We start from the raw sequence: 23992 nt of genomic DNA, 5'->3' as shown, positions 1-23992 counted from the left end.
GACGATGCCCCTGCCTCGCTTACGGAGGGTGCTTGTTCGTTTTCGTGTGTGCCGGCTGTGGCTCCAAGCTGACCACCCCGCTGTCCCAGGTCGCGCTGCCGGCCCACGCCCATCAGAAGTACGGGAACGGGCTGCAGCTCCCCGTACTCATGGAGCCGGGCACGTTCGCCGTGGACCCGGAGCCCTGGGGGCCACCGTGGCGGAGGTGGGAGGAACTCCATCCGGACGAGGCGGCTGCCCGCGGTGTCTACGCGCCGGTGTACGCCCTCTCCGACGGCGCACCTGGCGCGATCGTCATCGCGCCCGGCGACGCCCACGGCACCGCGCTGATCCCGGGCAATCGCGGAGGCGGCTACTGCTGCGGCCTCGACGGGGCCGACGGCCCCAACGCGGCCTGCGCGGAGTGTGCCCTGCCCGTAGCGAGCCGGATCGACGACTGCTCTCTCTGGCAGGCGATGTGGCTCGCCCCGAACGCTGTACGCCGCCTTCCCCTCGACGGCGCCGACGCCGCACCGCTCCCCTGGGAAGAGCTGATGGCGGAAGGGGAAGGCACGCCCCCCTTCGAGCCGATCGCCACCTGGGGGTCACGGGTGGCGGCGGGCCATTGGTCGAACTACCGGTGGTCGTGGAGTCCGCAATGGGAGGCCGCGGCGGGCCAGGCGCTCGCCCACCTGCTGGCGGCCTCGGAGGGCCGACCGGTGATCGTCCCGGACGGCTTGGTCGGGCAGGTCTTCCAACGCGCGCTCGACGCCCTGCTGCCCGCGGGCCCGCAGGCGCGGTGCGCCGCCCTGGCGGGACCGGGTCTGCCGGCTCCCAGCGCAGACGCCCCCCATCCTGCTTGTGCCGTCCCATCCTCAGACGGGGAAGACCTGGGCCCCAGCCGACCCGGCACCGTACCTGGTGCCGCTGCCGTTCGGAGTGTGGCTGCGGCTGGCCTTCCCCAAGTCGGACCTGCCCGTCCCCGCATCGGGCACCCTGCCCGCCGGCGTCCTCCACGACGACATCGACCCTCCCGCGCTGCGCCCCCGTCACCTGTTCCGGGCCGATCCGGAAGTGTTCCGGCACACCCTGGTCCGGCTGCCGGCCGTCCGCAGCCCGTGGCTGAGTGACATCCTCAAGAACCTCACACACCACATGCGCACCGGCCTCTTCTAGCCGACGGCCGAACAGGCTGCTGGTCGCTCTCCGCAACTGCCGCAGTCGAACAGCTCCAGAAGCTGGTGCCTCCCGAAGTGGTGACTATCTGCTGCTCGTTCTCGGAGCAAAGCCACGTGGTCATACGGTGGTAGGACTCCGGCTTCCTGCTGGTGCACGGCCGGCCGGCCTCGTGCGGGAGGGTGCGGTGCATTCCGCGGCGGCGCGGGGAGGCTCGGTTCCTCCGGGAGGCATGCCTCTTGCCCGCCCGCACCGTGTCGGGGCGGACGCAGTCGGCACGGTGCCTTGGGGGCACGTGGGCCTGCTCCCGCACCGTTTGGCACTGCGGCGAGGGTGCGTGGCGGAGCCGGGAGAGCCGTGGCGGCCTGTTCAGCACTCGGGTGGCGTGGTGGGGGTGAGGCGGGTCCACCCGGCAGGTGGGGCCAGCAGGGTGCGGACATGCGGGGTTCGGTTGCGCAGCAGTACGTGACCCGAGTGTCCGCGGAGGAGGACGTGGCCGAGGTGTTCGAGGGCCCTCACCGCGAAGCCACCGGCCGGGCACATGCCGGCGCCCTTCCCGAAGGGGAGGTAGGAGCGCCGCTGGTCGTCGGTCGGCTGCTCCCAGCGGGACGGGCGGAAGTCCAGCGGGCCGTCCCACACGGCCGGCGACCGGTGCATTGCGTGCGTGCCGATCAGGACGTGTTCGCCCTGGTGCACCCGGACGCCCGCCAGGTCGTGGTCGGCGGCGGCCACCCGGAGGAGGCGCCATGCGGTCGGGTACAGGCGCAGCACCTCCCTGACCAGCCGGTGGATGTCGTCTCGCCGTACCTCCGGGGTGCCGTAGCCGTACCGGACGCCGAGCAGCACCACCCATTCGAGGGCCACACCGGTGAAGCCGACCGTGGACAGGACGAGCCGTTGCAGCACCTGTGCCCGGTCGCCCCTGGACAGGCCCCCCGGGAGGCGGAGCACCAGGTCGACCAGGTCCTGAGCTGCGCCCTCCGGTGGCGGCAGCCGGCCCAAGTGTTCGGCGAGTCCGGCGCGGACAGCGGGGACCGTGCGGTGCGGCCGTCTCAGCACGTGGCCGACGATGTCGTCGGGGACGACGCTCGACGTGACGTAGGCGTCGACGAGGGCGTTGATCTCGGCGTGCCGCCGGTGGGCGATGGCGGGGGCGAAGTACCGGCGGACCAGTTCGACGCCCCAGCGTTGGTGCCGCAGACGGCCGCGGCCGTCACCTGCCTCGCCGAGAGCGGAAGCGGGGTCGAACGATGACGGGAGGTCGTGCCGGGCCAGCACCCCGCGCAGTTCCCGGGAGGCTTCCGTGCGGACCGCCTCGGGCAAGGTCCTCTGTCCGAGGCGGAAGAACCCGGACTGGGAAAGATAGGCGCCGGCCGGGTCGACGAGTACACGCCGGGCCGTGTCGGCATCGGCCACGAAGAGGGTGCCGAAGCGGAGCCGGAACGGACCGTCATGGTCCGCGGCCTGCTCCTCCCACCGCCGCAGATGCGGCCACAGGCTCTTCCTGTCCAGGAACACGGGCGTCCGCCCCTCTGACGGAGGACGGGACGCCCGGCGGTGCAGCCGCTCGTCCCCTCCCCGTGCGGAATGGGTCAGGTGGTGCGCCCGTACCTGTTGCCGTACTGGCTGCGGCGCGCACGCGCCTCACCGCTGAGCGCGCGAAGGCTTCTTCTGATCCATGACACTGCGGCTGTCCTCCTCATCGGTCAGTCGTGTGCCTCCTCCGGCTGCGGGACGTCAGTCCTCTCGCCCGTAGCCGACGAAGTACCCGTGCCACCGCGCGCGCATCTCACCGCTGAGCGCCCGAAGGCTGCTGGTCACCCATGACATCGTCGTCCTCCTTGGTGGTCGGTGCCCTGAGGGTTGTCGTGGCGGTACGGCTGCTCCGCGGCCTGCCGCCGGTGCCGCCGTGCCTGGCCGGCTCACCGGTGGACCGGCCGGTCGTCAGGGCGCTCCCAAGCCGTGACGGCACTTCCCCTCCGGAACCGGGTGAACTGCCGGAACCGGCCAAAACTGCGGTGATGCTCGGGGGCGAAGCCGGTGTGATGCGGTGTCGCCGCCGTTCGCGGTTCCGGTTCCGGCGCGGCGACGGGGCCTCGGAGGCGGCGCGGCGTCGGGACACCGCCTTCCCGTCGGCAGGGTGACTGCGTGCTGCCTCCTTGGCGGCAGGTGACCGGGGGTCGCTCTCCTGTCGGCAGGCGCCTGGGACCTGCCTACTGGTCGGCGCCGTCTGCTGCCGGCGTGTGCTGCGCTCCGGCGGCGGGTGCCCGGTCGGGGAACGCGCGCAGCCGGAGCTGCGGTACCTGGTACTCCGCGAGCCACAGCATCCTGTGGTCCTCCTCCGCGAGGCCGGCGCGTGCGGTGCGGACCCACTCCTCCTGGTCGAGCACCGAAACGTACCTCTCCCGCAGGGCCTTCTGCTGCGCCGCGCTGCACCCGGCCTCCTCCGGGGGACTCGTGGTCAGGTGGTGGGCGAGCAGCGCCAGGGTGAAGTAGCGCTCTCGGGTCGGGCTGAAGGAGCCCGCGTGGCGGGCGTGGGCCTCCAGGACCTTCCCGGAATGGGGGTAGCGGGCGAGAGTGAGCCCCATTCCTCCGCAGTCGCTCATCGCGTGGAGGAGGCGGCCAGTGTGGTCGAACGTCTCACTGTCGGTTCCGAGGCTTCCGAGCGCCTCGTGGAGACGCGCGGCGCCGGCGACCTTGCCGGCGAAATATCCGTTGAGGAAGTCGCCATCGCAGGCCCTGCGCAGCAACCAGGGCCGGGCGGCGGGGTCGTCGAGTCGGCAGAGCGCTTCGAGGGCGTAGACCCGCCCCCAGCCGGTCACCCGCTCGGCGAGCCAGAGCAGGGCCTCGGTCCCGCCTGGCCGGCTCTCCAGGGCGTGCGCCGCCAGGGGGCCGAAGCGGTGGGAGAGCAACCCGATCGTCCGGATCAGCGGGAAGTCGTCGGGTGTTCCCACGGCGGCGACCAGGGCGAGCCCCACGGTGGCCGAGCAGCGATCGGTTGCGTACCGGACCAGCCACCGGCCCGTTGCGCGAGCGCGGTCTTCGTCCGCCCGCTCGGCCGCTGCCTTCAGGTGCTCGTTCGGGTGTATCGGCACGTGGACGGTGTGGAAGGCGTCGGCCAGTTCATGCGGCTGGGCAGTGGCGCGGGCGAAGTGCGCGTCGAGGATGAGTGCCGCTTCCCTGCCGGCTGAGCGCCGGTCCTCGGGGACCTTCGGACCGCGCCGTCGCCGGTGGGAGAGGTCGTCCGGGTAGGGTTCCCCGTCGCGTGGAAGGGCTCTGTCCGGCGAGAGTCGATGGAGTTGCAGGGCGTGGTCGAACAGGGGTGTCGGTAGTCCGGGCGGTGTCGTCCCGGTCGTCGCGCTCATCGGCGGACGGCGGACTCGATTCTCTCGATCATGGCCGGGAGCATGCCATGAAACGCGTCGCCGCAACACCCCCTCGCGGCCTGCCGCCTCCGCCGCACCGCGTGGGCAGGGGCAGGGTGTCCTCGGGGGCGGACGTCGGTTTGTACGCGCCGGCAGCGGACCGCCCTGAGGGGCGGCTTGCGGACCCGGGCGGCGGAGACGGGCGCGGTCAGGGAGGTGCGGGTTGCTGCGCGCAGTTGCGGTCGTCCGGGCCAGGCGCGGACCGGTACAGCCGGCACCGCCCGGGACCCGCGAGGCCTTCCGCAAGAGGCCATGCGCAGGGGGAAGACGCAACTTCGACAGGGTGTGCGGAGGTAGCTATCGTCCCCTGTCATTCGGCGGCGCCCACCGTCGCGTTGGGGTTCCTCGGGCTGGTCGCTCGCCCCCACGACTCCCATCCGACGGAAGGCCATCGAACCGAGTCCACGCTTCGACGGCGAGACCGTCAGGCATTCCCCCCACCAGGCCCACCCAGCCAGGGAGAAACGTATGTCCCATCTTGCCCTGTACACGTTCGGCGTCCTGAAGTCGGCCCTCAGCGATCCCGCACGCCTGACGCGGGAGTTCCATGAGAGCGGTGAGGCCGTCTACCGGGAGATGAGCCGGCACCCCGGCTATGTCGCTCGTGCCGAAGCGGCGGATCGCCGCCTGGGTGCACGGACGGATTTCGACGCGGACTGGGGTGAATGGGGGGAGTTCGCTGTTCCGAGCTGGTACGGGAAAGGCCGCACCGTGGGGACCACGGCCCTGGCCGCGCCCCTCTCGCTCTGGACCGACCTGCGATCCGCCTTCGACTCCGTCCACACCGGTCTGCACCGCGCGGCCTCAACAGGCGCCACGACTGGTTCGAGAGGACGGCGCACCCGGGTCACGTGTTCTGGTGGGTCACCGAAGGCTCGACACCCACCTGGCAGGAAGGGGTCGCCAGGCTGGAGCACCTCCACGACCACGGCTGTGCACCGTACGCCTTCACCTTCCGCCACTCGTTCGATCCGGGTGGAGCCCCGACCAGGCTCGAAGGGGTCGGGGGGAAGGGCCGGGTCCGCTGACTCGGCCCCCTGACGGGCTGGGTTCGCTGGGCGAACGTCTTGAGGAGGCGGGGCGGACATCGCCGGGTCGGCCGGGCGGAGTCCGTTGCGCGGTCTTTGGCGAGGACAAACCTGCCTGTGCGGCAGCCATCGTGCTTCGGCTCGCAAGGGAGCCGAAGCTCAGGAGGTGTCACCAGCAGGACCGGATGACTGGCGAATGGGAACCACCGAGGCAGCCTGGTTGTCATACGCGAGGCATCCGACTTGTCACATGCGCTCATTCGGCAGCTCTTCTGTCACCAGCGCCAAGGAGATGCGGGCGGTGGTTGGCACCCACACGGCTCCTCTGTCGGGCAACGTCATCCGCCAAGCGTGACCGGGCCGAGACCGGACGGCATATGGCGCATCGCCACCGCCACGGCCTCGTGCGCTGTGGCGAACAGGCCAAGGTCCGGAGTGAACCCTGTCCCCACCCCGTACGTGCCGTCGCTGCCCGCGGTCAGGCACGGTCCGACGGCGGTCAGACGGGGGCGGGTGGTGGTCGAGAAGCGCAATACCCAGTGGCTCGTGAACGGGTAGAGGGCACGAAGCGCCGGCTCGGCGTGCGCCGCCTCGATCAGGGCTTGGTACGTCTCCTGCCAGGCGTAGCCCAACGCGCCTGCCTCTACGCGCATGCTCTGCCACTTAGTAGCTGTTGTCGTACCGAACCTGAGGGCGGTGTTTTCGCTGGTCAGGCATAGGTTCGGTGCTCCCGTGGGAGGGGTGGCCTGTCGTGTCATCGTTCCTGGGGAGGCCGTGGATGCCGTCGGTCGTGGGGTTGCTCGAACAGCGTGAGCTGGGTGCTCGCCGTCGCGTGGACGAGTTGCGGGAGGAGGCCGACCGCGTCCAGGCCGAGCTGGTCGTGGCCGAGCGGGAATGGAAGGAGTGGGTCATCGCCCGCTCGCGGGTCGGCGAGGTGCTGGGTCCGGTGGACGAGACCGAGGACTACGCCCGGACCGAACGGGCAGTGCCGGCCCAGGGGCAGGCAGGGGAGGCATCATCGGTGTCGATGGCGGCGAAGCCGAAGTCGCAGGTGCCGGTGTGGCGTGAGGGGCTGGAGGTGTCCGTTCTGTCGATGGACTACCAGCGCATCCTGCAGGCCCTCGCGGACCGGCATCGCCTCCACCAAGGGCCTGTGACCTGCCAGGAGATGGCTGTCTTGTTCGGCCTGGACGCGGTGCCGGCCAAGGTGGAGGCGCTGCGGTCGAAGGCGAAGCGGCTGGTCGCGCGCGGCTGGCTGGCCGAGTCCGCGCCGGGCCGGTTCACCCTCGCACGGAGTGTGGCCGGGCCAGACGGCGGGTCATGATCATGGTCATCGACCAGTAGACCATCGCCTCGGCGCTGGTGGTGCGGCGTTCGAAGTCGCGCACCAGGCGGCGGCTTCGCATCAGGTGCGCGAAGAGCCGCTCGACGATCCACCGCTTGGGCAGCACCACGAACCCCTTGACGTCATCGCTGCGTCTGACGATCGCCAGAACCAGTGCGAACGCGGCCAGGCAGTGCCCGACGAGGCTGCCGGTGTAGCCGCCGTCGGCCCAGACGAGTTCCAGCCGGTGGCGGGCGTCGGCGACCTGGGCGAGCAGAACCTTCGCGGCGGCACGGTCTCCGATGTCCGCGCTTGTGACCATGACGCCCAGCAGTAGGCCGAGGGTGTCGACCACGACGTGCCGCTTGCGGCCGTTGACCAGTTTGCCGCCGTCGAAGCCACGGCTGTCGGCACCGACGACGGCGTCTGCCTTGACGGACTGCGAGTCGATCACACCGGCCGTCGGCTCCACATCCCGGCCCGCCTTCCGGCGGACCCGGTCGCGCAGCCGGTCGTGGAACTCCCTGACCAGTACGTGGTCGCGCCAGCGGCGGAAGAAGGCGTAGACCCGGTCCCACGGCGGGAAGTCGGCTGGCATAGCACGCCACTTGACGCCGTTGTCCACGAGATAGCGGATCGCGTCCAGTATCGCCCGGTGGCAGTACGCCTCCGGCTGCCCGCCCCGGCCCCGCAGCCAGCCCGGCACCGGCAGGAGTGGCCGGACCACGGCCCACTCCGCGTCCGTCATGTCCGAGGGATACCTCCGAACACGTTCCGGGTGATCGGCGGCATTCCCGAACCGGTGAGCGACGCAATCACACGACGGAGCAGCCGAGTTGAACTCCACCGGCGCGAGCACGTACAACTGCGGCAACAGGGTCTCCTGGATCTCGGTCGGCTTCGCAACCCCGAGCTACCAAGAGGCCCTGCCTTCATGCCCACGGCCGGCCGCGATCACCCGATCGAGACTCCCGTTCGACGCCCACCCCTCAAGATCGGAACGACAACAGCTACTTAGATTCCACCAGACGTGCGGAATCGAGATCGGGCACCTCGAACCGGCCGGTCAGGTGCACGAAGGGCACCGCTTTGCGAATGTCGTTCAGGGCCGCCCCGTCGTGCCAGGCACGGGCGGCCCTGGCGACCTCCGCCAGGTCGTCCGTCCTGCCATCGATGAGGGACAGGCTCTGGAACGGTTCCGTGCCGCGGATCGCCCATCGCCGCTCGTGCGACCAGGCGCTGATCTGCAGCGGCTCGCGGTGCGGCAGCATGCTTGTGACGGTCGCGTGGAGCAGCGGGTCAAAGTCCGGCGACGTGACGGAATCACCGGTGAGGCCGGCTTGCGCCTCGGCCCGGAGCGCTGTGGCGAGGCTGCCGCAGGCCGCTACATCGGGGTACAGGACAAAAGGATCAGGAGGGGCGGGCACAGCTCCTGATTGTGCCCGAGCCGCTGATTTCCGGGATGGGCGGCTCCAACGACCCGCAGGTGACAACAAGCCTGCCTGTGCGGCAGCCATCGTGCTGCGGCTCGCGAGCCGCCTCAGCGGTCGGCGCGCGGCGCGGGGATCACAGGTCGAACTCCAGGTGTTCGATGTCGGTGAAGCGGACCTCCTCCAGTTGGCCGGCGCGGCGGCCGTCGTCCTGGAAGTACACCTGGCGGAGCGCGTCGGCGGCGATCTCGTTGAGCTCCCGGTCGTCGGCGCCGGCTTCCTGGGCGGCGAAGAGGCGGGCCGCGTGGCGCGGGGGCAGGGCGACGGTGAGGTGCCGGATGCGGCTGTCGTCGGTGGAGCCGATCGGCGCGGTGTAGCCGATACGGGCGCGGGTGTCGATGACGATGCCGGTGGTGGTCGCCGCCTGCCGCCGGGCCCGGGCCCGGACCTGCGGCTGCCACCGCTTCTTCACCTCGTGCTCCAGCCGCGCGGCGAGGTCGGGGCGCGGCTTCTTGATCTGGTCCTTCACGTACCGCTCGACGGTGCGCTGGGAGACCCGCAGCATCCGGGCGACCGCCTTCGTGCTCTTGAGCTGCTTGACGAGGTACCGCATCTGCGCGGGCGCGCTCTTGGGCGCCGGGCGGGTGAACGCCTTCTGCACGGCGGCCTCCAGGCCGTCCCCGAACAGGCTCATCGCCTCCTCCTACTCTCCGCTGTCGGCGTCGGTGACGGTGCCGTCCTTGATGTACCGGGCGAGGTTCAGCTCGGGGGCGTCGAACCGGTCGCGGACCTCCTCGCCCCACAGGACGCTCTGCGTGCCTTCGTGCTTGACGAGGCCGGGGTTGACGCCGAGCTTGAAGCCGCCGGGCAGCGGCTTGCCGTCCCGGTACGGCAGGAAGTCCAGCGGCGACGGCCCGGCGGCGGCGTACACGACGCAGTCGGACAGGACCGCGACCGGGTACTGCCCGGTGAACGCGGCGTGCTTGACGATCTTGCGGTGCAGGTTGACGCGGGTGCGGGAGATGACCGCCGCGCGGATGTCCGGCCGCCACGTGGGCCGTTCCAGTGCCCGCCACGGCCGGCCCGGCCGCCAGCCCTCGCCGCGGGGCCGCTCGCGCAGTTTGCCGAGGCCCCCCTTGACCGTCGCCTTGATCGCGGAGACGACGGCGGCCAGGTCCGGGTCGCGCTCCTTGCAGCCGGCCATCGCCGTGAGGAAGTCCGCCGGCGCCATGTCCGCGTGCACGCCCAGGTCGGCCATCGTGGCGAGGTAGGCGTCGCGCAGCCGCTGGTACCAGGCGTCGAGGTAGCGGCCGTTGTCGTACCGGACGTACGCCTCCAGCGGCGCGACGTCGTACCCCAGCTCCACCGCGTACGCCACGGTGGGCGTCGCGTACCAGGCGGGGCCTTCGGGGCGGTCGCCCGTCGGCGTGAACGGGCTGGGCAGCAGGCGCGCGTCGAGGTCCGCCCAGGTGTCCTTGCCGGTCCTCACCCGGGACAGGTCGACGTGGGACAGGTCCACCAGCCACGAGCCCGGCAGCTTCGCGTCGAACGCCGGGCTCTTGACGCGGGTGGGCGCGCCGAGGCCGACGACCAGGCCGTTGGCCCCTGCGGCGAAGGCCATGTTGACGTCGATGCCGACGAGGTGCCGCAGGGCGCATTCGGCGTCGGTCAGCGGCCGCGCCCAGTCGTACGCCTCCTCGAAGAGCTTCTCCGCCGGCCCGCGGACGTGGAAGCGCGGCAGGTCGGCCAGGAGCGGGTGGCCGTCCGGGGCCTCGCAGGGCGCCGGGTCCACCGGGTCCGTACCCAGGGAGCCCGGCGCCTTGCCTTCGGCCTGCCGGAAGCCGCCGCTCCCGTCGCGCACGGCCCGGGTCGGCGGGTGCAGCGCGGTCATCAGCTCCAGGCCGGTGACGGCCGTGGAGCCGCGCGGCGTCATCACGCGGGAGGCATACACGCCCAGGACCCGGGCGAGGTCCGGGGGCGGGAGCTGCGCGGCGTGGCCCCAGTGGCGGGCGTCGAGTGCGTGCCAGGACGGGATGCACAGCTGCACGCACTGGCGGTCCGAGCCCTGGGCGGGGCGGTAGATCCGCGCCCAGGGGCCGAAGCCCCGCTTGGTCAGTTTCCAGTCGGCGCGGGTGAGTTGCCTGACGGCCTGGTGGCCGTCGGGGATCCGTCCGGCCAGCCGCTCCTCGTCATCGAGGGCGGCGGGCAGGCCGTAGTGCTCCAGCGCGGTCTCGGTGAGCACGAGCAGCGGGTCGGCCGGCTTGCCCGGGCCGGACAGTTTCGGCTGTCCGAGTCTGGCCTCTTTGAGGGTCCATTCGACGAGGGCCGGGAGGGTGCCGGCCGGTACGTCGAGGACCAGTCCGCCGGTGCAGTACGCCAGGACGCGGCCGTCCGGTTCGGCGTCGACGACCGCGAGGGGCCCGTTCTCGAAAAGGGGGTCGGTGCCGTCCGGTCGGGCCGCGGCGGGTGCCGCTCCACGGGTTCCGGTGCGGGTGGGCTTCGGGGCGCGGGCCGACGCGGTCTTCCCCGCGTCCGGGTGGCGCGGGGAGGGCGGCCCGGTGGTGTGGGCCGCGGGGGCCGGACGGGCATGGCGGGGCGGGGCGTCGTCGGCGTCAGCGGGGAGCGTGGGCGCGGCGTCAGAGGGCTGGTGTGGAGGCAGGTCGCGGGCCCGCGGTGTCGGCGTCGGAGCGTGGGCGTCCGTCTCCGGACCTTCCTCCCCCGCGCCGGTGCTGCCCGGTGCGGGGTAGAGCTTCGCGAGCCCTTCGAGGAGCCGCGCGTACGCGTCGCGCTCCGGTGGGCGCGGCTCGGTCTTGCCCGACTCCCAGCCGCTGACCGTGGCACGGCGCACCTGGAGTGCCGCGGCGACCTCGTCCAGGGTCAGCCCGTGCGCCGTGCGCAACCGCTTCCGCTCCGCGGGCGGCGGCAGCGGGGCGCGGGACGCCAGCAGGGCGTCGACGGCGTCGAACAACTCCGACATGGAGCACCTCCCGGGCTCAGGCTACCGTGCACGACCGTACACATCGCGTACGACAAGCGTACGAACCGCGGCCTTCCTGCGTACGGGTGGGGCGGGTGGTGCCGACCGGCTTCACCGTCCTGTTCGGTGCGGAACAGCGGGCGGCGGGGCGGCGGGGCGGCGGGGCGGCGGGCTGCATGCGACCGGCTCGACAGGCGCTGCGGAACGGCTCGGTGTTCGGCAAGCTCGCGGCCCTGCGCGGGCGCGGCGGTGCGCCAGGCTGTCCGGGGCCGCCGCGTCGAGCGCCACGGGGCGCGTCCCGCTCGGGTGGCGGCGGGGGTCGTCGGGTCCCGCCGTTCCCGGGAGCCGTCGGCTGGGGACGCCGCCCGGTGGTGGGCGCCCCCTGCCGGCCGGCGGGCTCGGCGTCCCGCGGTGCGGCCTCGCACGTGAGGCGATCTTGGTGGACGCGGGCGCGGCCCGCCGTGCGGGGGTGTCGGCGCGCGGGCGTCCCCGCGGAGGGCAATCGTCGTGCGGAATGCGGAAATCCACGCGGAATGTTCAATTCGGAACGACATTGCCCGGCAAATTTTCTGGACGCGGTGGACGGCCCCATGTGATGCTGACATCGCCGCGACGGGGGCGTCATGGCGGCGAACGGGGGAAGTGAACTCTTCTGCGCGGCTGCACGCGACCGGTGCAGCTGTTCTCATCCATGCGCCCTTGTATGTCGGCCTGCGCAATCCACTGGCATATCCGCACTCAAGAGCGTGGGATTCCCGTGATAGCGGAAGAAGTGTACGACCTGGTGCTGGACGACGTATTCATCCGGGTCGACCTGCTGGCACCCGGTAGCTCCGTCTTCGTGAAACTCGAAGGGCTCAATCCGGCAGGCTCGGTGAAGCTCAAGACGGCTGTCGCCCTGGTGGCGGAGGCGGAGGCGTCGGGCCGCGCGTTCCCGCGGACCCGCCTCATCGAGTCGACCTCCGGGAACCTCGGCGTGGCGCTGGCCATGGTGTGCGCGGCCAAGGGCTACTGCCTGACCTGCGTGACGGACCCGAACGCCAACGCCCCGTCACTGCGCCTGATGAGGGCGCTGGGCGCCGAGGTCGTCGTCATCGACATCCGCGACGGCAACGGCGGCTACCTGCAGTCCCGTATCGACTACATCCGCGACCGGCTGCTGCGGGAGCCCGACACCCACTGGCTGAACCAGTACGCGAACCCCGCGGGTCCGCGGGCCCACCGGGACCGTACCGGCCGGGCCATCATGGAACAGCTCGGCCGCGTGGACTACGCGTTCATCGGGGCCGGTACGACCGGGACGCTGATGGGCTGCGCCGAGTACCTCCGGGAGCACAGCCCGGCCACCCGCATCATCGCGGTCGACTCGGCGGGGTCCGTCACGTTCGGCGGCCCGCCGGGGCGGCGCCACATTCCCGGGATCGGCACGAGCAGACGCCCCGAGATCCTCGACGAGAAGAAGGTCGACGAGGTCGTCGTCATTCCGGAGGCCTGCACGGTGGAAATGTGCAGGACGCTCGCGAGGGAACGCGGGCTCCTTCTCGGCGGCTCCAGCGGGACCGTGCTGTCCGCGGTGCAGCAGAAAGCGAAGGAGATTCCCGAGGGAAGCGTCGTGGTGGCGCTTTCTCCCGACGGAGGTGAACGCTATCTCGACACGGTCTACGACGATACCTGGGTGGCGACGCGCTGGCCGGGCCTGAGCTGCCCGGGAAGCACATGACCTACGGGAATCACCTGACGTACGGGAGCCGGCTGCACTGGTGGACGTCTCGCGGGCGGCCGCCGAGGTGATCTGCGGCCGCGCGTACGCACTCCACGCCGTGGAGGGCCGGGGCATACGCGATGTGCCGGACGCAGAAGGCCGAGGGCCTTCGGCGTGCCTCTCCGCGCCGCCAGGTGGAGGGCGTACGCCCGGACGCCTGCTTCCGCCTTCCCCTCCTGCCGTCCGCTGACGGCAACCGCCCTGCCGTCCGCCGACGCACGGCTGCGGCACCGGCCGCCTCCACTACTCCCGCGGCCCCGGCCCCGGGATCTCACGCCGCAACGACATCGAGGAACCTGATGAGCAATCGCGAGAGGTACACGCCGTGGACCCGCGCCTACCGGGCCGAGACCCGCGCCGCGCAGGGCGACGGCTGGCGCTGCCCCACGACCGGTGCCGTACCGCCACCCGTCAGCATGGGCGCGACCTTCGCCCGGGACGACCAGTACCGCATGCCCGCGGGGCTCGCGTACCTGCGTGACCAGGGCATGCCCGGCTACGAGCAGGTGGAGGGAGTCGTCGCGGGGCTCGAAGGAGGCTCGGACGCACTGGTCTTCGCCTCGGGCATGGCCGCCGCGACGGCGGTCTTCCAGGTGCTGCCCGCCGGGGCGCGGGTGGTGGTGCCGCACACCATGTACTTCGGGCTCACCACGTGGCTGCGGGAGTTCGGGGCGCAGCGCGGCCTGGACGTCGTCCCCGTCGCGATGGACGACCTGGACGCCGTGGCGGTCGCGGTGGCCGAGGGACCGACGGCGCTGCTGTGGGCGGAGTCCCCGGCGAACCCGACATGGCTGGTGACGGACCTGGCGGCCTGCGCGGACATCGCGCGCCGGGCGGGTGCGCTCTTCGCCGTGGACAACACCGTGCCCACACCGGTCCACACCCGCCCCTTCGCGCTGGGGGCGGACCTGGTCATGCACTCGGGCACCAAGTACCTCAACGGCCACAACGACGTGGTGGCGGGGCTCCTCGTGGCCGGTCCGCGCCCCACCGCGGAGCAGCAGGAGCTGTGGGAGCGGCTGCGCCTGCACCGGCGCCTGGCCGGTCCGATCCTCGGCCCGTGGGACGCCTACCTGCTGCTGCGCGGGATACGGACGCTGTTCCCGCGCATGCAGCGGATATCGGCCACCGCGCTCGCCCTGGCCGAGCACTTCTCCGCGCACCCGCTGGTCAGCCGGGTGGCCTACCCGGGGCTTCCCGGCGACCCCGGGCACGCGGTGGCGTCCCGCCAGATGGGCGGCGGCTACAGCGGCATGCTGTCGCTGCACGTCGCCGGCCCGTGGAAGCGGTCACTGCGCGCGGCCGAGCACTGCGAGCTGTTCATTCGCGCCACCTCCCTGGGAGGTGTGGAAAGTCTGGTCGAGCACCGCTACACATTCGAGGGACCGGACAGCACCTCACCCAAGGACATGCTCCGCCTGTCGGTCGGCCTGGAGGACCCCGCGGACCTCGTCGCCGACCTGGAACAGGCGCTGGAGCGTGCCGCGAAGGACGTACCTTGAGCTCTGAGAGCAGCAGCACCAGCACCACCGGCGCCACCGGCCCCGGCGCCACCGGCCCCGGCGCCGGCACCGCCGCCGGGTCCGGCGCCGACGACGGGAAGCGCCAGGCGTCCCAGCCGCCTCCCGGGCGCCGCGGGCTGCGGGGCGACCTGTCCCTGTCCGCGGTCCTGGCGGGTCTCGTCGCCGTCGTCGTGTCGTACTCCGGGCCGCTGGTCATCGTGCTCGCCGCGGCCTCGGCCGGGCGACTGGACCCGGCGCAGACGAGTTCGTGGGTGTGGGCGGTCTCCATAGGCAGCGGGCTGACGTGCATCGGGCTCAGCCTCTGGACCAGGACACCGGTCATCACCGCCTGGTCGACACCCGGCGCGGCGCTGCTGGTCACCAGCCTCGGCGCCTACTCGTACGCGGAGGCCGTCGGCGCGTTCGTCGTCACCGGTGCGGTGATCACGCTGGTCGGGTTGACCGGAGTGTTCGGGCGGCTGATGCGGCAGGTGCCCGCGGCGGTCGTCTCCGCCATGCTCGCCGGCATCCTCTTCACCTTCGGGACGGGCGTGTTCACGTCGCTGAAGACGGCGCCCTGGATCGCCGGGGCGGTCCTCGTCGCGTACCTGCTGGGCAAGCGCTGGCTTGCCCGGTACGCGGTGCTGCTCGCGCTGGGGGCGGGTGTGGTGGCGGCGGCCGTCACCTCGCGCCTCGACGTGCACCTGGACCGGGTGGAGCTGGCCCGGCCGGTGCTCACCGCGCCGGACTTCTCTCCGGCTGCGCTCATCGGCATCGCGGTGCCGCTGACCCTGGCGACGCTGGCCTCGCAGAACGCGCCCGGCATGGCCGTCCTCAGGGCGTCCGGGTACGAGCCGAAGGACCGGCTGCTGATCGGTTCCACGGGCCTGGTGTCCACGGTGCTGGCCCCGTTCGGCTCCCACGCGGTCAACCTCGCGGCCATCACCGCGGCGATCTGCACCGGGCCGGAAGCCCACCGCGACCCCGGGCGCCGCTATGTCGCCGGTGTCGCGTGCGGGGCGTTCTACCTGCTGGTGGGGGCCTTCGGGACCACGCTCGTCCTCTTCTTCGCGGGCCTGCCGAAGGAACTGGTCGCCGCCATCGCGGGCGTCGCCCTGTTCGGGGCGCTGGCCGGGGGGTTGAGCGGCGCGGTGAAGGAGGAGAAGGACCGGGAGGCCGCGCTGATCACCTTCCTCACCACTGCCTCCGGGGTGACCCTCTTCGGTGTCGGCTCGGCGTTCTGGGGCCTGGTGTTCGGTGTGGCGGCGCATGTCGTCCTGCACCGGTTCCGCAAGCGGGCGTGAGCCCGTCCCGCCGAAGGCGGCGCCGGCCGGGACGCGCGAATCCCGTCCGGCCAGGGGGCGTCGGCAGGTGTCATCGCCCTTTCCTGTTCCGGCCGGGCACGGTGCACGGCCGGGACTGCGGGTCGGCCCGACCCTGTGCGGAGGCAGGGCCGGGCCGGCCTGCTGCTCCCTCCAGCGGGGCGGTGCGGCGGGCGCGGGGCGCCCGGTGCGGTGATGCTGGTGCCATGACGATCGACGTCACCGTGGAGCGCACCATCCCCGTGCCGCCCGAGCGGGTCGCCGCGTACGCCATGGACTGGCGGCACGACGCGGAGTGGACCCAGGGCATCCGTACGGCGGAGCTGACCGCACCGGCGCCCGGCGGCGGGTTCGGGACCGGCGCCGAGGTCACCCGCACGGCGTACTTCCTGGGCCGCCGCATCGACTACGTGCTGCGGGTCGCGGCCCACGACCCGCCGCGGCTGCTGGACATGGTGTCCGTGTCCGGCCCCATGCCGATGCACGTGACGTACACCTTCGAGACGGCTCCGGGCGGCACGCTGGCCAGGATCCGGGTCCGGGGCGGCGGCGGCTTCTACCGGCCCGCGGGTCCGCTGCTGGCCCGGCAGGTGCGCGGCAGTCTCACCAAGGACCTGCGGGACCTGGAAGCGAGGCTCGTCCGGCAGGGCGGAGAGGGACACTGACGTACGACGAGGGGCCGGCGGAGCGGATCCGTGAGCGGTCGGGCGCGGGCCCGGACGTGGAGGAGAAGCACCTGTTCGGCGGGTCGGCCTTCCTCTGCCGGGGCGGCATGGCCGTGGGCGCCGCACTGGCGGCATGGGTCGACGCAGGGGTGGCCTTCACCTCCGTCCTGCCGTCCAAGTAACGCTCTGTCAGCGCTCTTTCGGCGGCGGGCAGGCGGCGGTCACGGGCGGGCGGGACCGCAGTACTGGAGTCTCCGCGCGTCAGTGGTGGAAGGCCCCTGAGCACGTCAGGCGCAGGGCGCACGGCCACCGGGAGACATGGGAAAGCGCGTCGTGATCCGCGGGCGTCCGACAGCGGGCCGACAGGGCCCGCGGCCCGGATTCCATGACTGTGCGTCACCGTTACCGCAGGTCAGCGGCGTTGTCAGTGGCGCCCGGTAGCGTCCTTGAGCAGTGGAGACAACCGACCGTCCTGGGAGGGGAACAGTGACTGTGGACCGGGTGCCGACTGCGCTGCGTGTGGTGCTGACCGATGTCAACCGCGAGGTCGTGGAGGCGTGGAGGGCGGCGTTCGCCGACACGCCGGGGATCGAGATCCGCCGGGGTTCGATCCTCGACGAACGGGTCGACGCGTGGGTCAGCCCCACCAACTCCCGCGGCCGGATGGACGGCGGCGTCGACGCAGCCGTCAGGCGGTACCTCGGCGCAGGCATCCAGCTGCGGGTGCAGCGGGCGATCCGCGACCACTTCGCGGGGCACCTCCCCGTGGGTGGCGCCGTGTGCGTCCCGTCCGGCGCGGTGTCACCGAAGTACCTCATCTCGACGCCCACCATGGAGACGTCCTCGCAGAACGTCAGCGAGACCCTCAACGTGGCCCTCGCCTGCGCGGCCGCGTTCCAGGCGATCCACCGGCAGAACGACGCGGCGCCGGGGAGCATCACCTCCGTGGCACTGGTCGGCATGGGGGCACGAACCGGCCGGGTACCGGCCCGTGTCTGCGCGAACCTGATGTGGAGCGGCTACACCCTCTTCCAGGACCACGCGTTCGACGACTACGACGACCTGCGCCGCACGGTCCTCGCCCAGCTCGACGACCTTGAGAGCGCACCGGAGGACAAGCGCGTGCGCATAGCCCCGCCCGTGCACGGGCCCAGCCGCCGCTGACCGCATGCCTGACGGCCGCCCCCTGACGGCCGCCCCCTGACGGCCGGAGCGCCCGCCCATCTGGCCCAGCACGTTTGCCGTCCGTACGGTCCGACGATTCGGAGCCCTGCACATGAGTGAGACCCCTGCCTCCCAGAACGACCCGCTCGACCCGCTGGCCCTCGCCGGGCTGTTCGAAGGCGGTGGGGAGCCGTGGCTGCCCCTGCTCAAGCCGGTCATCGAGGCCCAGCCGGACGCGGCCGCGTTCATCGGCCCCGGCCGAGGCCAGGACGTCGTTCCCGTACGCGAGCTGACCTTCCAGGCACTCAAACCGCACCCGCCGCACAAGTGGAAGGTGGTCGTCTTCGGGCAGAACCCGTACCCGCGCCCGGAGAGCGCCACCGGGATCGCGATGTTCGACAACACGTTCCACGACTGGGAGGACAGCCGGTTCGGCAGGGTCGTCAGCATCCGCTGCATCATCAAGGCGGCGGCCATGTGGAAGTACGGCATCCCCAAGAAGACACCGATAGCCGACCTCCGGGCCCTGCTGGACAAGGAGGACACCGTCCAGCCGCCCGAGTGGTTCCAGGCCATGCTCACGCAGGGTGTGCTGCTGCTCAACGCCGCCCTCACCGCGAGCAGCGGCGGGGCGGCGGGCCCCGACCGGCACACCGCCTTCTGGCGACCGGTCGCCGAGCGGGTCGTGGAGGAGATCCTCAAGGCGAAGCAGGACGCGGACGAGGACGACCGGGGTGTGGTCTTCGCGTGGTGGGGCGCTCACGCCCGCCATCTGAAGAAGGTGGTCCTCCGGCTCCAGCAGAAGTATCCCGGAGTCGACGTCCGGCACATCGACCACCCCAACCCCGCGGCCCAGGGTGACATATTCTGCGAAGGCGACCACTTCGCGGTCGTGAACGAGGCCCTCGCGTCGCTGGGCGCGGAGGAAGTCGACTGGCTGCCGAGCAAGGGCTGGGACAGGCACACCGAGTCGTCCGGCGGGGCGGACGGCGGCACCGCGCAGCGCATGGGCGCCTTCATCGCCACCACGATGGAGCTGCACCAGCTCTACGTGGAACGGCTCGCCGCCGTCAAGGACGAGGGGCTCGCCCTCCCCGCGGTCACCGGGGTCTTCGACACCCCCCTCATGGGGTTCCCGGAGGCGGTCGCCCCGGTCGTGGAGCTGCTGCCCGGACTCGGCGGACACGTGCAGCGGTCGTACGGGTTCGGCACGCGGAGGGCAGGCGAAGAGGCAGGGGCGGGACTGTCCGCCGACGCGATCGCCGCGCTGTACCTGTACACCTGCGAGTCCGCGTTCTACCGGGAGATCAACGCGGTCCTGCGCTCCCCCGACCGCGCGCGGATCGTGCCGTACCTGCCCTACCTGCGGCTGCTGTTCGCGGCGGTGTCGGGGCTTCCCGTCCGCACGGCGCCGCTCTGGCGCGGTGTGTCGCTGGACCTGCGGGCGCAGTACCCGCTCGGGCAGACCGTGACGTGGTGGGGCGTCTCGTCGTGCACGTCGCAACTCGGTGTGGCGCAGGCGTTCCTCGGCGGCCGCGGGAGGCGGACGCTCTTCGAGGTGGCGCCGGCCCGTGCCGTCGGCATCCGCAGGTTCTCCGCGTTCACCGGAGAGGAGGAGTACCTCCTGCTGCCGGGCACCCGGCTGAAGGTGACGGACGTGAGGGCGGAGCGCGGCGGGCTGTGCACCGTGAGACTGACCGAGCTGGACGAGCCGCACCTCGTGTCCTGACCGGCGCCCCGTCCGTACGGCAGCCCTGCGGCGATTCCCGACCGGCGTGCCAGCCGCTGGAGCTCCACGGTCCGCGCACTCCGCCGGGTCCGTACCGCGGTCGCTCCGGGCGGCGGGCACGGCCTGCGGACTTCGAGCTGAGGGCTCCGGGCGGCGGGCACGGGCTGCGGACTTCGGGCTGGGGGCTCCGGGCTGCGGCTTGCCGACTGCGGGCTGCGGGCTGCGGGCTGCGGGCTGCGGGGCGGTGTCCCCCACACGTGCCGACGCCGGGGCGGCGTGTCCCCACCGGGGCCGTACGGCGGTCGCCGGGTGGCGGTACCCGACGCGGGCCTCCGGCGGTGCGCCTCGCCGTCACGTCGACCACGGCCGCTGCGGTCCTGACCGCTCCCCGGTCGCGGCCGCTGCCGGTCTTTGCCGCTGCCGGTCTTGGCCGCTGCCGGTCTTGGCCGCTGCCGGTCTTGGCCGCTGCCGGTCTTGGCCGCTGCCGGGCCAGGATGCGGGACCGTACTCCGCGATCGGGCCGTGGGCGGCTCTCCGTACGCGAAGCGCGCGGACACGGCTGGGGGCGCGCGGACATGGCTGGGGGCGTGGCAGCGCAAGGGCCGTCGGCGGGCACGGCGGCCGTACTGGCGTATCGACGTACTGGCGTACCGGCGTAGGGATGTGACGGGGTGGGCCGCATGAGCCGACAGGTTCGGGCGGTCGGACAGGCACGGGCGGTCCCGTGGCCACGGCGGCACAGGACCTGCCCGTCACGCCCACGGCGGTCGTCCGCGCGCGGTCGGCCCTGCGCTTCAGGCACAGCGCGGCACAGTGCGGCACGGCCGAGCCGGCGGTCTGCCCGCCCGGTCCGCCGCCGGGGTGCGGCGGCGGACCGGGCGGGCGACGTGCGGCATGGTGGGGAGCCGATGAGCGGCACCGCGCGTTACACCTTCGGAGGGAGCGTCTGCGCGGGCGCTCGCAAGCCGTGCGACGAGGAGGGAACCATGGACGCCGCCGAGGCAGGCCGGCAGCATCTGGACGAGGTCAGCGTCGGCAACGCGAGGCAGACACTTCGGCAGCTCCTCGCCCGGGCGGGGGTCTACTCCGGTGACGCGGAAGAGCTGATCGGGCTGATCGAGGCCGGTGCCCTCACCCTCGCGCACCGGCACGTGGACGCCGCCGCGCGGACCGCGCCCCCGGGCAAGGGGCCGCTCTACGAGGCGGGTTGGGCGGACGGCAGCAGGGCCGCCGTCGGCGAGCTGGGCCTCCTCGCCGAGCGGGCCCTGCGGCGGGCTGTCGCCGGCGACCCGGCGGACCTGTCGGGCACCCCGGACGCCCGGGACGCGGCCGGTTCCTCGCCGGCGGGCCGTCCTCCCGTGAGGCGGATGCAGGTGGACCGGGCGAGGGTGGCGGTGGTGCCCCTGTACCTGTCGTTCACCGAGGTGTCCGACCTCGACCCCGAGGTGTCCGAGCAGGTGCTGACCGCCGTCCTCGGCACCATGGGGCCGAGGCAGCGCGCGGACTACGCGGGACGGCTGACCGCGTTCGCCTCGGGGCACCGGGAGCGGCTGGAGCGGTTGTACGGGGAGTTCGGGCCCGGCAGCCGGATCGCGGTGCACGGACGCTACTCCCTGCTGCACTCCCCCACCAGCATCGCCGTCCTGGAGCGGCTCGCCACGGCGCCGTCGGTGCTGCGGGAGGAGTGGGACGCCGCCGAGCTGCCGCCTGCCTGGCTGGAGGGGCTCGCAGCGGCCTGGGGCGCGCCGGCCTGACGGGCGGCGCCCGCTCGCACGCGGGCCTCGGGTCCGGGCCCTTGGGAGGGGCGCAGGTGGGCCGATGAGCGCGGCTTCGGGCCCTGCGGCTCAGGGGCGGCGGCCTGCTTCTGCGGGCCGCCCCGCACCGTCCGCGCGCGCCGCGGTGCCGTGCGGCCCCCCATCCGACCCATCCGACCCTTGCACCCAGCCTTGCCATGTCCATGCCCCACCCCTACCCTCCCGGAAAAGAAAGCGCTTTCACAAGCGGGTCTCCGCGATGTCACACAGACACAGCACCCAGCACGCGAAAGCGAACCAGGAGGCGAGAATGAGACGACCAGTCGCACTGCGGCTCTGCGCGGCACTGGCCACCTTGGCCATCGCGGCCACGACCGGCGTGGTGCTGTCGACGCCCGAGGCGTCGGCGGCCACCGGAAGCGCCACCGGCTACGCCTCCCGCAACGGCGGGACCACCGGCGGGGCGGGCGGGCAGACCGTGCGGGCCACCACGGGCACGGCGATCCACGCGGCGCTGTGCAACCGGGCCAGCAGCAGCACCCCGATCACCATCCAGGTCGAGGGCACCATCAACCACGGCAACACCAGCAAGGTGTCAGGCGGCAGCTGCAACACCGCGGACGGGGTGATCGAGCTCAAGCAGATCAGCAACGTCACCCTCGTCGGTGTCGGCAGCGGCGCCGTCTTCGACCAGCTCGGCATCCACATCCGCGAGGCCAGCAACATCATCATCCAGAGCGTGACCGTCCGGAACGTGAAGAAGTCCGGCTCCCCCACGTCCAACGGCGGCGACGCCATCGGGATGGAGAGCGGCGTCCGCAACGTGTGGGTCGACCACGTCACGCTGGAGGCGTCGGGCGGCGAGTCGGAGGGCTACGACGGCCTGTTCGACATGAAGAACGACACCCAGTACGTGACTCTGTCGTACAGCATCCTGCGCAACTCCGGCCGCGGCGGCCTCGTCGGGTCCAGTGAGAGCGACCTCTCGAACGGCTTCGTCACCTACCACCACAACCTGTACGAGAACATCGACTCCCGCGCGCCCCTGCTCCGCGGCGGCATCGCCCACATGTACAACAACTACTACGTGAGCCTCAATTCGTCCGGCATCAACTCCCGGGCGGGCGCCCGGGCCAAGGTGGACAGCAACTACTTCAAGGACTCCAAGGACGTCCTCGGCACGTTCTACACCGACGCCGCCGGCTACTGGCAGGTCAGCGGCAACGTCTTCGACAACGTGACGTGGTCCAGCCCCGGTGACGACAACAACCCCGCAGGGCCCGACCCCCGTTCCAACACCACCGTCAGCATCCCCTACCCCTACCGCCTCGACCCGGCCGGCTGCGTGCCGGGGATCGTGCACCGGACCGCGGGCGCGGACAAGGGGCTGCTGGTGTCGGACGGCGCCTGCTCGCCGCAGAGCCCGACGCCGACGCCCACCCCGGGCGAGCCCACTCCCACGCCCACCCCCACCGAGCCCACGCCGGGGCCGACCCAGCCGTCCGGCACGAACCTCAGCATCGGAGCCGGCTCCGACGGCTCCGGCAAGGCCGACGGAACGAGCTACGGCAACGTGCGGGACGGCGACCCGGGCACGTACTGGTCCCCGACCGGACCGACCGGCTCCATCTCCATCAAGTGGGGCACGCCGACGGCCGTATCCGTGATCAACATCCGTGAGGCGTCGGGAGCCGCCGGCAACATCGGCGGCTGGCGCGTGGTCGACGCCGACGCAGGCACGGTCCTGGCCTCCGGCAACGGCGCGGGCGTCATCACCTTCCCGCGGACCACCCTCCGCAAGATCACCTTCGAGGTCACCAGCTCCACGGGGACGCCGCGGATCGCCGAGTACGAGACCTACGCCAGCTAGGCAGGTCCCTCCGCGGGAACGTCGTCCGCTCCCGAGGGCGGCGGCAGACGGACTGCGGACTGTCGAGAGCACGCCTGGCGGCAGGTCCGGGCAGCGCGCCGACCGGCAGCAGTGGCGGTCGGCGCGTCGCGTCGGCGGACGGGCCGGGGCGCGCCCGCCAGGTGCGCGTCACGGTCAGTGGCAGGAAGTGGGCGGCGCAGGAGATGCACGGGTCGTGGTGGCGTACGGCCCGCTCGCACGGCCGGGTGAGCTCGGCGTCGTCGGCGGGAAACCCCCGGCCGCCGAGCGCGGCCTGGACGAGACGGCGCAGGTCGTGCGCGATGGCGCCCTGGTTCCGGGCGGTCGGCGGGACGAGCCGGGCGTCGGTGAGGGTGCCGTCGGAGGCCAGGGTGCAGCGGTGGCAGAGCAGGCCGCGGGGGACCTCGGTGGCTCCGTAGCCGGTGCCGGGCCGGGACCGAGGCAGGGGTGCCGTGGGCGACGGTGACGCGGACCGTTCCGCGCCGCTTGCAGGCGAAGCACACGCTGTGGTCGGGGATGTCCGGCTTGCGGCCGCGGAGGAAGGCGGTGGCGACGTCCAGGAGCTGCCCGCGGTCGACGGGGCGGCCGCGCAGCTCGTAGTCGACGCGGACGTGGCGGAGATCGACGCGGAAGTGGCGAAGGTCTCGATATACCCGGACGGGTGGGAGCGGACCGGCCGGCCCGGGACGTGGACCACGCGTGCGGCGCCCGCGCCCGGCGTGCCCGCACGTCCGCCTCCGTCCCTGGCGGCGCGGCCCCCGGACCAGCGGTCGCGGCGGCCGTCCCGGGGCCCGCGGCGGCTGAACGGGGGGTCGGCGGGCCCCGTACGAGAGGGCGCAGCAGTCCCCGTACGAAAGAGGCCACGCC

General features: G+C 72.6%; 17 protein-coding genes and 3 pseudogenes. 12 read left to right on the top strand and 8 right to left on the bottom strand.

Translation table 11 applies throughout. From position 1 onward, the window contains the following. Positions 1-32: 32 nt before the first annotated feature. Positions 33-1155 (top strand): annotated as a pseudogene (locus L6E17_RS23410) (hypothetical protein). Positions 1156-1524: 369 nt separating this feature from the next. Here the strand turns inward: L6E17_RS23410 and L6E17_RS23405 are convergent. Further along, complete coding sequence (locus tag L6E17_RS23405; protein ID WP_236242709.1) at positions 1525-2673, bottom strand: cytochrome P450; 1149 nt, start codon at positions 2671-2673, stop codon at positions 1525-1527. 695 nt (positions 2674-3368) lie between these two features. Continuing rightward, positions 3369-4520, bottom strand: a complete 1152-nt coding sequence (locus L6E17_RS23400; RefSeq protein ID WP_236242708.1) for a hypothetical protein — start codon at positions 4518-4520, stop codon at positions 3369-3371. Positions 4521-5048: 528 nt separating this feature from the next. Between L6E17_RS23400 and L6E17_RS23395 the strand changes: the two are divergent. Next, positions 5049-5608, top strand: a pseudogene (locus L6E17_RS23395) (DUF3291 domain-containing protein). 338 nt (positions 5609-5946) lie between these two features. On the opposite strand, the gene L6E17_RS23390 reads toward L6E17_RS23395, so the two are convergent. Further along, on the bottom strand, positions 5947-6366 hold the full coding sequence (locus tag L6E17_RS23390; protein WP_268985532.1) for a DUF6193 family natural product biosynthesis protein: 420 nt from the start codon (positions 6364-6366) through the stop codon (positions 5947-5949). A gap of 20 nt (positions 6367-6386) precedes the next feature. On the opposite strand from L6E17_RS23390, the gene L6E17_RS23385 reads away from it, so the two are divergent. Continuing rightward, positions 6387-6932: a hypothetical protein gene (locus L6E17_RS23385; protein ID WP_236241953.1), complete on the top strand. Its 546-nt coding sequence runs from the start codon at positions 6387-6389 to the stop codon at positions 6930-6932. Here L6E17_RS23385 and L6E17_RS23380 read toward each other — a convergent pair. From L6E17_RS23380 to L6E17_RS23365, 4 genes are all read right to left on the bottom strand, one after another. Beyond that, on the bottom strand, positions 6889-7680 hold the full coding sequence (locus tag L6E17_RS23380; protein ID WP_236241954.1) for an IS5 family transposase: 792 nt from the start codon (positions 7678-7680) through the stop codon (positions 6889-6891). The genes L6E17_RS23385 and L6E17_RS23380 overlap by 44 nt on opposite strands. Positions 7681-7942: 262 nt before the next feature. After that, positions 7943-8359 carry a hypothetical protein gene (locus tag L6E17_RS23375; protein ID WP_236242706.1) on the bottom strand — a complete coding sequence of 139 codons (417 nt, stop codon included), beginning with the start codon at positions 8357-8359 and terminating at the stop codon, positions 7943-7945. A gap of 139 nt (positions 8360-8498) precedes the next feature. Further along, on the bottom strand, positions 8499-9056 hold the full coding sequence (locus L6E17_RS23370; protein WP_236242705.1) for an XRE family transcriptional regulator: 558 nt from the start codon (positions 9054-9056) through the stop codon (positions 8499-8501). Positions 9057-9065: 9 nt separating this feature from the next. After that, a complete protein-coding gene (locus tag L6E17_RS23365; RefSeq protein ID WP_236242704.1) occupies positions 9066-11339 on the bottom strand; it encodes a helix-turn-helix domain-containing protein in 2274 nt (757 codons plus the stop codon). A 757-nt stretch (positions 11340-12096) separates the two neighbouring features. Between L6E17_RS23365 and sbnA the strand changes: the two genes are divergently transcribed. The 9 genes from sbnA to L6E17_RS23325 all read left to right on the top strand — a co-directional run bounded on the left by sbnA (position 12097) and on the right by L6E17_RS23325 (position 23107). Further along, on the top strand, positions 12097-13059 hold the full coding sequence (gene sbnA / locus L6E17_RS23360; RefSeq protein WP_236242703.1) for a 2,3-diaminopropionate biosynthesis protein SbnA: 963 nt from the start codon (positions 12097-12099) through the stop codon (positions 13057-13059). Between the two features lie 341 nt (positions 13060-13400). Beyond that, on the top strand, positions 13401-14603 hold the full coding sequence (locus tag L6E17_RS23355; RefSeq protein WP_236242702.1) for a PLP-dependent aspartate aminotransferase family protein: 1203 nt from the start codon (positions 13401-13403) through the stop codon (positions 14601-14603). Next, entirely contained in the window at positions 14600-15907 is a 1308-nt protein-coding gene (locus L6E17_RS23350) for a benzoate/H(+) symporter BenE family transporter (RefSeq protein ID WP_374109120.1), read from the top strand. The genes L6E17_RS23355 and L6E17_RS23350 overlap by 4 nt, the downstream gene beginning before the upstream one ends. A 224-nt stretch (positions 15908-16131) precedes the next feature. After that, a complete protein-coding gene (locus tag L6E17_RS23345) occupies positions 16132-16590 on the top strand; it encodes an SRPBCC family protein (RefSeq protein WP_236242701.1) in 459 nt (152 codons plus the stop codon). Between the two features lie 56 nt (positions 16591-16646). Continuing rightward, complete coding sequence (locus L6E17_RS30700; protein WP_268985531.1) at positions 16647-16772, top strand: hypothetical protein; 126 nt, start codon at positions 16647-16649, stop codon at positions 16770-16772. Between the two features lie 319 nt (positions 16773-17091). Continuing rightward, a complete protein-coding gene (locus tag L6E17_RS23340) occupies positions 17092-17754 on the top strand; it encodes a macro domain-containing protein (protein WP_236242700.1) in 663 nt (220 codons plus the stop codon). Positions 17755-17866: 112 nt separating this feature from the next. Further along, the gene (locus tag L6E17_RS23335; protein ID WP_236242699.1) at positions 17867-19483 is read left to right on the top strand and encodes an ADP-ribosyltransferase domain-containing protein; all 1617 of its coding nucleotides are present in this window, start codon (positions 17867-17869) and stop codon (positions 19481-19483) included. A gap of 986 nt (positions 19484-20469) precedes the next feature. Beyond that, positions 20470-21237: a hypothetical protein gene (locus L6E17_RS23330; RefSeq protein WP_236242698.1), complete on the top strand. Its 768-nt coding sequence runs from the start codon at positions 20470-20472 to the stop codon at positions 21235-21237. Between the two features lie 310 nt (positions 21238-21547). Beyond that, a complete protein-coding gene (locus L6E17_RS23325) occupies positions 21548-23107 on the top strand; it encodes a polysaccharide lyase family 1 protein (protein ID WP_236242697.1) in 1560 nt (519 codons plus the stop codon). Here the strand turns inward: L6E17_RS23325 and L6E17_RS31620 are convergent. Next, positions 23107-23777 (bottom strand): annotated as a pseudogene (locus tag L6E17_RS31620) (nickel-dependent hydrogenase large subunit); the annotation flags it as partial. The gene L6E17_RS23325 and the pseudogene L6E17_RS31620 overlap by 1 nt on opposite strands. Positions 23778-23992 lie beyond the last annotated feature (215 nt).

The organism is Streptomyces sp. CC228A (assembly GCF_021390935.1).
Lineage (GTDB): Bacteria > Actinomycetota > Actinomycetes > Streptomycetales > Streptomycetaceae > Streptomyces.
Note: the sequence above shows the minus strand (reverse complement) of the source record. Positions and strands in the feature narration are given on the sequence as shown.

What these genes read in the sequence shown, in the direction of transcription:
- L6E17_RS23400 (WP_236242708.1), bottom strand. Translation starts at nt 4,520, where the DNA reads ATGAGCGCGACGACCGGGACGACACCGCCCGGACTACCGACACCCCTG.
- L6E17_RS23385 (WP_236241953.1), top strand. Translation starts at nt 6,387, where the DNA reads ATGCCGTCGGTCGTGGGGTTGCTCGAACAGCGTGAGCTGGGTGCTCGC.
- L6E17_RS23365 (WP_236242704.1), bottom strand. Translation starts at nt 11,339, where the DNA reads ATGTCGGAGTTGTTCGACGCCGTCGACGCCCTGCTGGCGTCCCGCGCC.
- L6E17_RS23345 (WP_236242701.1), top strand. Translation starts at nt 16,132, where the DNA reads ATGACGATCGACGTCACCGTGGAGCGCACCATCCCCGTGCCGCCCGAG.
- L6E17_RS23330 (WP_236242698.1), top strand. Translation starts at nt 20,470, where the DNA reads ATGGACGCCGCCGAGGCAGGCCGGCAGCATCTGGACGAGGTCAGCGTC.
- L6E17_RS23335 (WP_236242699.1), top strand. Translation starts at nt 17,867, where the DNA reads ATGAGTGAGACCCCTGCCTCCCAGAACGACCCGCTCGACCCGCTGGCC.
- L6E17_RS23370 (WP_236242705.1), bottom strand. Translation starts at nt 9,056, where the DNA reads ATGAGCCTGTTCGGGGACGGCCTGGAGGCCGCCGTGCAGAAGGCGTTC.
- L6E17_RS23325 (WP_236242697.1), top strand. Translation starts at nt 21,548, where the DNA reads ATGAGACGACCAGTCGCACTGCGGCTCTGCGCGGCACTGGCCACCTTG.
- L6E17_RS23380 (WP_236241954.1), bottom strand. Translation starts at nt 7,680, where the DNA reads ATGACGGACGCGGAGTGGGCCGTGGTCCGGCCACTCCTGCCGGTGCCG.
- L6E17_RS23390 (WP_268985532.1), bottom strand. Translation starts at nt 6,366, where the DNA reads ATGACACGACAGGCCACCCCTCCCACGGGAGCACCGAACCTATGCCTG.
- L6E17_RS23355 (WP_236242702.1), top strand. Translation starts at nt 13,401, where the DNA reads ATGAGCAATCGCGAGAGGTACACGCCGTGGACCCGCGCCTACCGGGCC.